The 13219-nt window shown below is 62.2% G+C and carries 8 protein-coding genes; 5 read left to right on the forward strand and 3 right to left on the reverse strand.

Translation table 11 applies throughout. The features are described from left to right. Positions 1-176: 176 nt before the first annotated feature. Together L4X63_RS18560 and L4X63_RS18565 are read left to right on the forward strand one after the other, a co-directional pair. Positions 177-464, forward strand: a complete 288-nt coding sequence (locus tag L4X63_RS18560; protein WP_250680154.1) for a metal-sensitive transcriptional regulator — start codon at positions 177-179, stop codon at positions 462-464. Positions 465-477: 13 nt separating this feature from the next. Further along, complete coding sequence (locus L4X63_RS18565) at positions 478-2871, forward strand: heavy metal translocating P-type ATPase (protein WP_250680155.1); 2394 nt, start codon at positions 478-480, stop codon at positions 2869-2871. A 126-nt stretch (positions 2872-2997) separates the two neighbouring features. Here the strand turns inward: L4X63_RS18565 and L4X63_RS18570 are convergent, their stop codons facing one another. Next, positions 2998-4410 carry a sugar transferase gene (locus L4X63_RS18570; protein WP_250680156.1) on the reverse strand — a complete coding sequence of 471 codons (1413 nt, stop codon included), beginning with the start codon at positions 4408-4410 and terminating at the stop codon, positions 2998-3000. A gap of 575 nt (positions 4411-4985) precedes the next feature. Between L4X63_RS18570 and L4X63_RS18575 the strand changes: the two genes are divergently transcribed. From L4X63_RS18575 to L4X63_RS18585, 3 genes are all read left to right on the forward strand, one after another. After that, complete coding sequence (locus L4X63_RS18575; protein WP_250680157.1) at positions 4986-5393, forward strand: FKBP-type peptidyl-prolyl cis-trans isomerase N-terminal domain-containing protein; 408 nt, start codon at positions 4986-4988, stop codon at positions 5391-5393. 95 nt (positions 5394-5488) lie between these two features. Beyond that, a complete protein-coding gene (locus L4X63_RS18580) occupies positions 5489-9799 on the forward strand; it encodes a multicopper oxidase domain-containing protein (RefSeq protein ID WP_250680158.1) in 4311 nt (1436 codons plus the stop codon). 504 nt (positions 9800-10303) lie between these two features. Continuing rightward, on the forward strand, positions 10304-11242 hold the full coding sequence (locus L4X63_RS18585; RefSeq protein WP_250680159.1) for a WD40/YVTN/BNR-like repeat-containing protein: 939 nt from the start codon (positions 10304-10306) through the stop codon (positions 11240-11242). An 84-nt stretch (positions 11243-11326) separates the two neighbouring features. Here the strand turns inward: L4X63_RS18585 and L4X63_RS18590 are convergent, their stop codons facing one another. Together L4X63_RS18590 and L4X63_RS18595 are read right to left on the reverse strand one after the other, a co-directional pair. Then, positions 11327-12295: an NAD-dependent epimerase/dehydratase family protein gene (locus tag L4X63_RS18590; protein WP_250680160.1), complete on the reverse strand. Its 969-nt coding sequence runs from the start codon at positions 12293-12295 to the stop codon at positions 11327-11329. Then, a complete protein-coding gene (locus tag L4X63_RS18595) occupies positions 12292-13215 on the reverse strand; it encodes a glycosyltransferase family 2 protein (protein WP_250680161.1) in 924 nt (307 codons plus the stop codon). The genes L4X63_RS18590 and L4X63_RS18595 overlap by 4 nt, the downstream gene beginning before the upstream one ends. Positions 13216-13219: the final 4 nt, after the last annotated feature.

The following is a 13219-nucleotide window of genomic DNA, read 5'->3' on the forward strand; positions in this document are numbered from 1 at the left end:
CAAAAGCCCCGGGAGCAATTCCGGGGCTTTTTGTTTTCTCTTATCCCCCCCTGCCCCCCCGCCCCGTCACTACCTCCCTTTCACTTTCCTCCTTGACCTTCATACCCCGTGGGGGTATCGTATCACTCATGAGGATACCCGCCCGGGGTATCTAAGGAAACCGGGGAGGAACGGCAATGACCGACCAGCAGAAGAAACTTACCGCGCGGGTTAAGCGGGTAGCGGGACAGGTGGCGGGGATCGAGCGGATGCTGGAAGACCGGCGCTACTGCGTGGACATCCTCAACCAGATAGCAGCGGTCCGCTCGGCCCTCGATGCCCTCGGTGTGGAGCTCCTCACCAGGCACCTGGAGATGTGCGTCATCGGGCACGGCAGCGGAACCGGGCACGAGAGTGCCCAGCGAATGACCCAGCAGGAGCTCCTCGACGAAGTGAAGACCACCGTATCGCGTTTTTTGAAATAGGAGGCAACCGGTCATGCAGAAAGCAACCTTTTCCATCAGCGGCATGTCCTGCGTCAACTGCGCCGCCCGCATCGAGAAAAACCTCGCCGAGACCCCGGGGATCGTCCGGGCTTCGGTCAATTTCGCCATGGAAGAAGCTCTTGCCGAGTTCGACGAGGCCGCCATCAGCCGTGACGACATCCAGCAGAAGATAACCAAGCTCGGCTACGGTGCCCGGGTCAAGGGGGGGGCTGGCGAGCTCCGCTTCGGCGTCAATGGGCTCCACTGCGCGTCCTGCGTCAACAACCTCGAGAAAAAATTGGCCGCCGCCCCCGGAGTGGCCGCGGCGGTGGTCAACCTCGCCCAGGAATCCGCCTTCGTCCGTTACGACTCCTCCGCCATCGATCCTGCCGGCATCTATGCCGTGGTGACTGCCGCCGGATACCAGCCGGTGGCCGACGAGGAGGCGAAAGAGGACGGCACCAAGAGCTACCGCAGCCAGCGCAACTGGTTCATCTTCAGCATGGTCCTGTCGCTCCCGATCATGCTGACCATGGGGATGCACCACGATCCTCGAGTGGGGTGGATGAATCTGATCCTCGCCACCGTCGTCCAGTTCAGCGCCGGGCTCACCTTCTACCGCGGCTCGCTCTTCGCCCTCAAAAACCGCAGCGCCAACATGGACGTCCTGGTCGCCTTGGGTACCTCGGCGGCCTATGTCTACTCCCTCTTCGCATTCTTCGGCGCCTTCGGCGAGCACGGCGGCGACGTCTTCTTCGAGACCTCCGCGATGCTGATCGCCTTCATCCGGTTCGGCAAGTACCTGGAGGCCCGCACCCGCGGCAAGGCTGGGGAGGCGCTCAAAAAGCTCTTGAAGCTCCAGGCCGACAAGGCGCGGCTGATCACCGAGGAGGGGGAGAAGGAAGTACCTTCCAGCATGGTCCGGGTGGGTGATCTCGTCCTGGTACGTGCCGGGGAGACTATCCCCGCCGACGGGGAGATCGTGGAGGGAGAGAGCTCGGTAGACGAATCCATGGTGACCGGCGAATCGGTCCCGGTAGAAAAGGGGATCGGGGATGCCGTCACCGGTGCCACCATCAACCGAAGCGGTCTTCTCAAGGTCCGCGTGACCCGGGTGGGCGAGGAGACGCTCCTCTCCCAGATCGTGCGCATGGTCCAGGAGGCCCAGGCGGACAAGGCGCCGATCCAGCGCTTCGCCGACCGGATCTCCGGGGTCTTCGTCCCGGTGGTTATCGCCCTGTCGCTTGCCACCTTCCTGATCTGGTACCTGGCAGTAAACGAGCCGTTCCTCTTCGCCTTCAAGCTGGCCATCGCCGTCGTGGTCATCGCCTGCCCCTGCGCCATGGGGCTCGCCACGCCGACCGCCATCATGGTGGGGAGCGGGGTCGGGCTCTCCCGCGGGATCCTGATCAAACGCGGCTCGGTGCTGGAGAACATCTCACGGGTCCGCTCGCTTTTGCTCGACAAGACCGGCACCCTCACCGAGGGGCGCCCTACCCTCACCGACCTCGTTACCGCACCCGGTGCCGACGAGGCCCGCTTCCTGGCCTGCCTTGCCTCGGCCGAGGCCCACTCGTCCCATCCGCTCGCCCAGGCCGCCGTGCAAGGGGCCGCCGAGCGCGGCGTGGCACCGTCAGCAGTGACAGACTACCGGGAAAGGGGTGGCTTTGGCGTTACCTGCCGCCTCGAGGGGAGCGAGATCATGGCGGGCAAGGCGCTCCTCCTGGAGGAGTCGGGTATTGCTGTTGCCCCGGTGGCCGGGCAGGCGGCACGCTTCGCCGAAGAGGGGAAATCGCTCATCTACGTTGCTTCCGGCGGGAACCTTTTGGGCGTCGCGGCACTGGCCGACCGGCTCAAAAGCTCTTCGGCCGCCGCAGTGGCAGAGCTCCGCAAGCTTGGGATCAAGACCTTCATGCTGACTGGGGATCAAAAGGGAGTGGCCGCCGCCATCGCCAAAAGCGCAGGTGTGGACGGCTTCGAAGCGGAGGTGCTGCCGGAGCGCAAGGAGCAGGTGGTGAAGGAGTACCAGGAGAAAGGTGAGCCGGTGGGAATGGTCGGTGACGGGATCAACGACGCGCCCGCGCTGGCCCGGGCGGACATCGGGATAGCCATTGGCGGCGGGACCGACGTGGCCAAGGAGACGGGAGACGTCATCCTGGTGAAGGACGACCTGATGGACGTGGTGCGCGCCGTGAAGCTCGGGAGGTACACCCTCGCCAAGATCAAGCAGAACCTCTTCTGGGCGCTCTTCTACAACATACTCGGCATACCGGTCGCGGCCGGCATCCTCTACTACCCGTTCGGCATCACCTTGAAGCCCGAATTCGCCGGTCTCGCCATGGCATTCTCGTCGGTCTCGGTGGTGGCCAACTCCCTTCTCCTGAGAAGGGCCGGCGGGAAGCTGTAATTCTACAAACGGAGAAGTCGCCGTAGTGGAACAGCATTGCCGGGTTGAGGACGCAAAAAGGGGACTGGCCGTCTTAAGTGCCAGTCCCCTTTCAATCCGCTCGTCGCAGTCCCCTGCGTTATCCCTTTAGCAGGCCCCTTCCCTGAAGATGACCACCTTGAGGGTCCTCAGGATGAGCCTCAAGTCGGTGGCGAAGCTCCAGGTGTCGATGTATTCGAGATCGAGCCGCACCACTTCGTCGAAGTCGTTGATGGAGTTTCTTCCGCTCACCTGCCAAAGCCCGGTGATCCCCGGCTTCATGCAGATCCTCTTTCTCTGCCAGTTCTGGTAGTTGGCCACCTCGGCCGGCGTTGGCGGACGGGTCCCCACGAGGCTCATCTCCCCCTTCAACACGTTCCAAAACTGCGGCAGCTCGTCGAGGCTGGTCTTCCGGATGAAGGCGCCGACCCGGGTCACGCGGGGATCGTTCTTGATCTTGAAGATCGCCCCCTCCATCTCGTTTAGATGCATGAGCTCCTTCTTGCGCTCCTCGGCGTCGATGAACATGGAACGGAACTTCCAGCAGGTGAAGGTCCTGCCGTTCTCGCGCACCCGCGTCTGCCCGAAGAAGAGCGGGCCCGGGGATTCCAGCTTGATGGCCAGGGCGATGAACGGGAAGAGGACGGCGGTGATGGCGAGCCCCACCGAAGCGCCGGCGAGATCGAGGCAGCGCTTGAAGAAGAGCTGGTTGGCGTCGGCGGAGACCGAACGGAAGGTCAGGAGAGGGACCTCGTTCTGGAGCATGGTGAGCTCCTTCTTTCCCTCGAAGCGGTAGAACAGGTTCAAAACGGTGCGGGCGGTGATCCCCATCTCGTGGAGATCGGCGATGTACGCGGCGATCTCGAAGCGGGCCTCTTCCTTGGAGTCGCAGAAGATCACCTCGTCCACCGGGTTGTCCTTGCAGATCTCGACCAGCCTGGTGAGCGGCCCAACCACCGGATGCCCAAGCAGCGTGCGGTGGGAGTAGTTCGGCTGGGTGTGGACGAACCCCACCACCTTGAATCCCCACTCCTTTTTATCCTCCAGGATGGTGAGGATTCTCCTGGCGCTCTCCCCGGTGCCGACCAGAAGGAGATTACGGACGTTGTACCCCTCCAGGCGGAACAGCCTCAAAAGCAGCCGTACGAAGTACTGCTCGGCCAAAAGCATCAAGAAGGAGAGGATGAGGAAGGTCCCGAAGAAGCCGCGGGAATAGCCCCGGGGTTCGAGAAAGTAGATGAGGGCGGCGGAAAGGATCCCGCCACAGGCGGTAACTTTAATGAGTGATACGAAAATATTCCAGAGGGAGTTGATCCGCTGGGACGCGTATAATCCGAAACGATCCAGCAGGATAAGCCAGATGGGGATGATGGCGAGCAGGAGCCAGGAGTACTCGTCGAGATCTCTCAGTTCTCCCATTTTTACGCGAAGGTCGTAGGCTGTGAGGAATGCAGTCACGATGATGGCAGCGTCGGTAACGATATTGGCCTTTCTTATGACACTAGCCTGCTCCTTCAACATCTCAGCGTCCCCCTTACAGCACCTGCAACCATTCCAAAAGAAGCGGTACTCTCATAGCCGCTTCTCAAAACAAAGTGAATGAGTTTATACATGAAAAAATACGGTGATTCAAGTGTTTAAAATTTACAAACTTGTTAAATTTGACTGAGGCAACTGGTGTTTTAGACGGACAGGAAGAGTTCGAACCGGCCTGTCAAAGATTACATTCCGGTAATGTTACCTTGGTGCCGGACCGCCCCCCGCAGGACGACCGACCGATCACTGCAAACGGCATTATATTTCTCAGCGATAAAATTACATGCCATGGACCGGAGGTCCATTAACGGTGTCGTAAAAGTTGCAGCCGGTCGTTTTCGCGTCATTACCGAAAACAGGTAAGGAAAAATAGTAGTTACCCCTTCCCCCGCCCTAGCCGTGTCGTGTTTTTCGCAACCCCTCGCTGTTCCGTCCCCCTGCCACTGGTGATACGTTCCTATTATTAATTAGCTACTTAGCAGGCACTGCTCATTATGGCACGCTTACTGTAAAAGAACCCGACATAACCCCAATTCCAATCAGGACAAAGAGGAGTTCGCATGAAATTGACAACACCCATTGTCATGGCGGCGGTGATTGCGGCCGGAGCTGCACTGCAGATTTGCTCCGGCCCGCTCGCCCACGCCGAGGAGGTCTCCCCTCTGCAAAGCCGCAAGGACATCGTCAGCTACTCGATCGGGGTGGAGACCGCAAGGAATCTGCAGAAAGGGAGCATCGACATCGACCTCGACCAGGTCATCCGCGGTATGAAGGATGCCCAAGGGAACCGGGTGCAGCTCCCCGAAAGCGTGGTCCGCAAAGCGATGAAGGACGTCCAGTCCGAGCTGCACCGGAACCTGGCCATGGCCAGAAAGCTTCAGTCCAAACAGGCCCAGGACGCCAGAGGCGCCCAGCCCGCCACCGGCAAAGAAAAAGTCGCCGCAAGCGATCACCCCCAAAAACAATAGAACAATCCGTTACCTCAAATGAATCCATGCTCCACCGCCTTTAGGCTCACCCCTAACCTGCAGCTATGTAGTCATTATCTGAAAAGGAGGACACCATGAATTGGCGAAGTATTCTGAGCTCTGTTTGCCTGACGCTTATGGCCGCCCTGACCTTCACGCCCGGTACCGCACGGGCGGGGGCCGGGATCGGTTACAGCACCTACTCCACCGGCGGGACCAGGACCATCCCCACCTACTACGCGAACTCGGTCAGTATCCCCGGCTCCGCCACCCCTGAGACGATGAGGAAGTTCGTCGACACCCTCCCCGGCGTCCCCGGCTTCACCACCTTCGGGGCCAACAACCTGGGCCAGTACATCCCGGCCGGCGTTCCCGAGAAATGGGTCAACGGCAACGGGGTCACCACCAATGACGACTATTACGAAATCGCCGTCGTCGAGTACCAAGAAAAGCTCCATTCCGATCTCCCGAAAGCGACCACCCTGCGCGGCTACGTCCAGCTGGAAACCGCCGGACTCTACGCGGCCAACAAGAGCAAACATTTCGCGCTGAAATACCCCGACGGCACGCCGATCCTGGACGCCAAGGGGAACCAGATCTACGCGGTCGACCAGCCGCACTACCTGGGACCGATGATCGTGACCACCCGGGGGACCGCGGTCAGGGTGAAGTTCACCAACCTCCTCCCCAAGGGGCGCTTCGACGCGACCACCGGCAAGCGTAACGGCGACCTCTTCCTCCCGGTCGACGAGACCCTGATGGGGGCGGGACTCGGTCCCGACGGCACCCACAAGTACACCCAGAACGGTTCCGAGATCCACCTGCACGGGGGCGACAACCCGTGGATCAGCGACGGCACCCCGCACCAGTGGGTGGTTCCGGCCGGTGAGAACACCCCGTGGCCGAAAGGGGCCTCGCAGCAGAACGTCCCCGACATGCCCGATCCGGGCCCCGGCTCCGCCACCTACTACTTCCCCAACGGCGAGAGCGCCCGGCTCATGTTCTACCACGACCACACCCTCGGCTTCACCAGGCTCAACGTCTACGCGGGCGAGGCGGCCGGCTACCTGATCCAGGATGCGGCCGGCCACGGGGAGAACCTCCTGCCGCTCGCCGGCGTTCCCCAGATCCCGCTCATCATCCAGGAAAAGACCTTCGTGCCGGCCGACATTGCCGTCCAGGACACCAAGTGGGACACCCTCCACTGGGGTCAGCCGGGCGACCTCTGGTTCCCGCACGTGTACGAGACCAACCAGGACCCGACCTCCTACGACGGGACCAACCCGGTGGGGCGCTGGGACTGGGGCCCCTGGTTCTGGCCGGTCTTCCCGGCAGACCAGCCGCTGCCGACCGGCGTGTACGGTGACGTGACCACCACCCCGGAAGCTTTCGGCGACACCCCGCTCATCAACGGCACCCCCTACCCGGCCGTCACCGTGGATCCCAAGGCCTACCGCTTCCGGATCCTCAACGCCACCAACGACCGCATGATCAACCTGAGCCTCTTCGTGGCCGACCCGACGGTGACCACCGCCGACGGCCGGACCAACACCGAGGTGAAGATGATCCCGTCCGCCCCGGGGGCACTGCCGGCCTGCGCCTCCACCGCCCCGGTCAACCCGGTCACCGGCATCCCGAACAACTGCCTCCCCGCCACCTGGCCGGTCGACGGCAGGGACGGCGGCGTTCCCGACCCGACCACCGCCGGTCCCAAGATGATCCAGATCGGCACCGAGGGGGGCCTGCTGCCCCAGGCGGCCATCATCCCTGCCAACCCGACCAACTACGAGTACATGCGCCGCTCCATCACCGTCCTTAACGTCTCCGACCACGCCCTTCTCCTGGGGAGCGCCGAGCGCGCCGACGTGGTAGTCGACTTCTCGCAGTACGCAGGGAAGACCCTGATCCTCTACAACGACGCCCCGGCCCCGATCCCGGCCTTCGACGCCCGCATCGACTACTATACCGGCGACGTCGACCAGACCGACTCCGGCGGCTGGTTCACCACCGCCCCCGGCTTCGGCCCCAACACCCGCACCATCATGCAGATCAAGGTAACCGGGACCGCCGGCGCTAACGGCACCCCGTTCGACGAGAAGGCCCTTTTGACCGCGCTGCCGCAGGCCTTCGCCGACTCCCAGCCCAAGCCGGTAGTGGCGGAATCCGCCTTCAACACCGCGCTCGGCACCAGCTACACCGACAAGTACGCGAGGATCTTCACCGGATCGGCAACCCAGCATACCTTCGACTTCGTCGCAGGCGACACCATCAGCTACTATCCGGAAGGCTCCACCACCCTGACCACCGTGGGCGCAGGCCAGGTGGCCAGCATCCCGGTCCTCAACAAGGCCATCCAGGAACTCTTCGACACCCACGGGCGTATGAACGCCACCCTCGGCGTCGAGATCCCCTACACCGGCTCCAACGTGCAGACCACCGTTCCGCTGGGGTACATCGACCCGGCCACCGAGACCATCACCGACGGCGAGACCCAGATCTGGAAGATCACCCATAACGGCGTCGACACCCACCCCGTCCACTTCCACCTGGTCAACGTGCAGGTAATCAACCGGGTCGGCTGGGACGGCACCGTGAAGCCGCCGAACCCGAACGAAGTCGGCTGGAAAGAAACCGTGCGGATGAACCCGCTCGAGGACATCATCGTGGCCGTGAGGGCCAAGAAGCCGACCCTGGGGGGCTTCGGCATCCCCAACAGCGTCCGCTACCTGGCGCCTGCCCAGGCCCCCGGCGACACCATGGGCTTCATGAACCTCGACCCGACCACCGGCAACCCCTACCCCGCCGGCCAAGGCGTGAGCAACACCGTCGCCGACTTCGGCTGGGAGTACGTCTGGCACTGCCACATCTTAGGCCACGAAGAAAACGACTTCATGCGTCCGTTCATCTTCCGGGTGACCGAAACCATCCCGGCCGCGCCGGCCAACCTCACCGCCGCCGCCCCGGCCTACAACTCGGTCAATCTCTCCTGGACGGATAACTCCGCCAACGAGATCGGCTTCGTGATCGAACGGGCTACCGGTACCTCCACCTCCTACTCGCAGGTGGCCACGACGCTGGCGAACGCCACCTCCTACGTGGACACCACCGTCATCGCCAACACCACGTACCAGTACCGGATCCACGGGTTCAACTCTGCCGGGAACTCCGGATACGCAACCGCCTCGGTCACGACCCCGGATTATCCGCCGCCCACCAGCGTGTCGCTGACCACCAGCACACCGAGCCCGCAACAGATAGGCTCCTCGATCACCCTCAACGCCGCCGCGCAGGGAGGGAGCGGGGTCTACCAGTACCAGTTCAGGATCAGCGCCGCCGGCAGCACCGTAACCCAGGCCGTCACCGGGTACACCTCGACCTCCAGCTACAACTGGAACACTACGGGCCTGCCCGGCGGCATCTACACGCTTGCGGTCTACGCCCGCAACGCCAGTTCCACCGCCGTCTACCAGGTGGCCAAGTGGACCAACTACACCTTGCTGAGCAGTTCGTCGGTGACCGGCGTCACCCTGACCACCAGCCCCTCCAGCCCCCAACTGAAAGGTACAAGCGTCCAGCTCTCCGCCTCGGCGAGCGGCGGCAGCGGCAACTACGAATACCAGTTCCTGGTGAGCGCAGTGGGTGGAACGGTGGTATCGCCGGTGACGAGTTACGGAAGCAACTCCACCTATACCTGGAACACCTCCAACCTCACCCCCGGCACCTACACCCTCGCCGTGTACGCGAGGAACGTCGGGTCGACCGCCATGTACGAGGCTGCCAAGTGGATTACCTTCACCGTGACCTATCCGCCGGTTAGCAGCGTCTCCTTCAGCGTCAGCCCGGTCAGTCCGCAGAACATCGGCACCTCGATTCTGCTGAGCGCCTCGGCAACCGGAGCCAGCGGCAATTATGAGTACCAGTTCCGGGTGAGTGCAGTCGGAAGCACCGTTACCCAGGCCGTCGGGCCCTACAGCACCACCAACACCTACACCTGGAACACCAGCACCCTCACTCCGGGCACCTATACCCTCGCCGTGTACGCGAGAAACGTGGGGTCGACCGCTGTCTACGAGGCGGCCAAGTGGATCAACTTCACCGTGACCTCTCCGCCGGTCAGCAGCGTCTCCTTCACGACCAATCCGCTGAGCCCGCAGAGCGCCGGTACTTCCATCCTGCTGTCCGGGCAGGCAACCGGCGGCACCGGCAACTACGAGTACCAGTTCCGGATCAGTACAGCAGGTAGCACCGTTGCCCAGGCCGTCGGTCCCTACAGCACCGCTAACACCTACACCTGGAACACCACCGGCGCCACCCCCGGCATCTACACCTTGGCCGTCTACGCGAGAAACGCCGGCTCCACGGCCACCTATGAAGCAGCCAAATGGATCAACTACACACTTAAGTAGCAGCTGGTAACACCTACTGGCGGGGGCCCCTTCGGGAGCCCCCGCCAGTCGATTTAATTTCTCACCATCCCCGCAGCGCTTACCTCCAGCTCCACCGTAACCTCACCTCGCCGACTCCGACAGGACTGCTTCTCCGACTCCCCACCTCACACCTCACACCTCACACCTCACACCTCACACCTGTCCGCCTCAACCATCCCTTTGCCCTTCCCTCCCCCACTAAGAAATCCCCGACGACACGGCTCATGGCCCCCTGTTCAAACCGTGCCAGTTGTTCAACTCCTGAAACTTCCTTAACTATCTGAATTTTCGTCACTCTCCCGCTCGACATACCAAACACTGGCTCAACGTATCCTCATCCATTTTTGAAACGTATTTTCAGTAGCACAAAAAGATTTAGATTTTTCTTGTTAGTTTACCAGTACTTAGCAACAAACAACCAACCCCGCCCCACCTGGCACTTTCGGTGAAACTCCCCAGGCATGAACTGAGGAGGACATCGACATGCGAGGCCAAAAAAACATCACCAAAAACTTAAACATGCTCCTGGCTGGTCTCTCTCTTTCCCTGTTGTTCGGATGCGGTGGCGGCGGAGGGAACCCGGTGACCGCGACCGCGACGGCGAGCACCCCGGTAACCGACCCGGTCCCGCCGGCCATCGTGGCAGCCCCCGTGCAGGCCCAGCAGGTTTTAAATGGCGCCGCGGCCGGGGCCAACCTGGTGGTTGCGGTAGGCAACGACGGCAGGATCATCACCTCGGCCGACCAGTCCACCTGGAGCGAGCAGGCCTCCAATACGGCCAACTCCCTGCTGGCGGTCGCGTACGGCAATTCTCTCTACGTGGCCGTCGGCGGCGACAAAACGATCGTCACTTCTGCGGACGGGACGACCTGGAACCCGGAGGCCGCCCAGGGCTCCGACGTGCTCTACAGCGTGGCATACGGAAACGGGGTCTTCGTGGCGGTGGGAAACAACGGCGCCATCGTCAAATCGACCGATGGGCATAGCTGGGACAACGTGGAGTCCGGAACCAACAACATCCTCTACAGCATCGCTTTTTGCGGCGACAAGTTCGTGGCGGTCGGCGAGGCAGGTACGGTAGCCGTCTCCCTCGATGGGACGACCTGGCAGAGCGCTACCACCGGCGACAGCTCCTGGCTCTACGCGGTCGGCTTCGGCAACAAGACCATCGTGGTGGCAGGCGAAAACGGTACCATCATGACGTCGGCCGACGGGAAGTCATGGCAGAAACAGAATTCCGCCACCACCAGCACCCTGATGGGGATCACCTTCACCGGCACGAGCTTCATGGCAGTGGGCGAGGCCGGGGCCACCGTGATCTCGGCCGACGCTGCCAACTGGCGCGCCATCACCTCCGGAGCCCAGACCACCCGCTACGGAGTGGTGGTCAAAGGAAGCAGCGCGGTGACGGTCGGCGCATAAAGTTTAGACAGGAGATATAAAAAAAGCCTGCGGCTCAATACGAGCAGCAGGCTTTTTTGCATTTCCGGCCGGGCAGGCACCAGATCAGACGAAATCTCCGTCCGGGTCGTCCTTTTTCCACCGCGCCAGCCCCTCTGCCAGATCGGTCGCATACGGGTACGACCTGGCGACGAGTTCGCCGGGGACGATGTTGGTGGAACGGACCAGCTTGCGCATCCTGGATGGGTGGATCGGATTCTTCAGCCCCAGGGCGTTCAAAAGCTGGAAAGGACGGGCAGCGTTGACCATGACGGAAAGCGGAACCGTCCCGAGCGGCGGGCGGAAGGGGCCGGCTTTGCAGAAGGCCCGGCAGATCTCCTCGATAGTGTACTCGCGGGGATAGCAGAAATTGTAGAGGAGGTACGGCTCCGGCTGCTCGCTCATGAAGAAGAGGGTCCCCATCAGCTCCCCTACGTACCCGCACGCCTTCACCGTGTCCTTTCGCCCGGGATAGACGAAGAACCCCTTCTTGAGCGCCTTGGCGAGCTTGGTGAAGTTTCCGTTCTCGCCACGGCCGAAGACCACCGCCGGACGGACGATGAGAAGCCGCCGCCCCTCCCCTTTCTTCTGCCAGGCGCGGTGGATCTCCTCGGCCTGCAGTTTCGATTTGCCATAGGCGGAATTGGGGACCAGCTCCGACTTCTCGCTCTTGGGGCTCTCGGTGGGACCGTAAACGGCTATCGAACTGGTGAACCAGATGGTGCGGCACCCGGTGGCCTCGCAGTAGGCGGTGACGTTCTCCGCTCCCGCGACGTTGGTGTCGAAATACTCGTGGTCGGGATGGCCGGGGGTACGGTGGACGGCGGCGAGGTTCACAACCACGTCCGGCGCGGCCAGGACCTCCGCCGGGATCGGCTCACGGACATCGCACCGTACAAATTTGGTCCCGCTGAAAAGATCCCCTTGAGGCTCCACGATGTCGGCAATGACGATCTCGGTCACATTGCGACGCTTCAGTTCCCGCACCAGGTGACTGCCGATGAAGCCGGCCCCGCCAAATATCACATATTTCATTTTTTCCAGTATCCTTTGTTCATGCTGAGATCCTGTACCAGCCAGCGGGGAATGCTGCTCCAGCGGCTGCCGAGCTTGTAGGCAACCAGCTTGGAGGCCGTCCGGAGAAAAGCCGCCGGGATGGTAAAGGGGGAGTTTTCCAAGAGGTACTTCAGCTCGGAGACGACGAATTTCTTCCCCTCCCCTTCTGGCTTGCCGAACCGGTCGAGGATCCAGCGCTCGGCCTGGTGAAGGACGCCGATGTCGAAGTAGCGACGGGCCTCTTCCATCAGGGTGTAATTGTGGGAGTGGTAGCAGGCCGCCTCCGCGCAGTAGGTGAGGCTCCACCCGTTGAGCAGGAACTTGGCGGCGACCACCGTGTCCTCCCCGAAGATGACGTCGGCGGGAAAGCCCCCCACCGATTCGAGGGCGCTGCGGCGGTAACCGGCGAAGGAGTTGGAGAGAAAGGCGGCCTTGATGCCGAGCCTTGCGATGTCCGCCGGCGCCTTGACCGCGGAGTGGGCCGGATAGTTGAAATAACGGGCATGGGCGGCAAGGGGTGAGGCGTCCTCGTAGGGAAGCTGGCGTCCGCAGACGGCGGCTACCTGGTCGTCCCGGAAGCAGGCAAGGAGGCTCTCCAGCGAGGCGGGTGACGCGAGGACCGCATCCTGGGTGAGGTAGACCAGGAATTCGGCTTCGGGGGCGTAGGAGATGGCCAGCTGCCGGGTCGCACCGTGGTTGAAGGACGCCCTCGTGATGGGGACCACCTGGAAACCGGCAGCGGTGGCTTGGGAGACGGTCGAATCGGTCGACTCCGAATCCACCAGGATCTTGTAGCGGGGCTGAACCGTCTGGCTTTCCAACGAGGCCAGGAAACTGGCAAATTCGGGACCGGCGTTAAGGGTCGGGACTATTACGGCAAAATTACTCAGATTCACCACTAAC

It is taken from the genome of Geomonas sp. Red32, from assembly GCF_023652955.1.
In the GTDB taxonomy this organism is placed as follows: Bacteria; Desulfobacterota; Desulfuromonadia; order Geobacterales; family Geobacteraceae; genus Geomonas.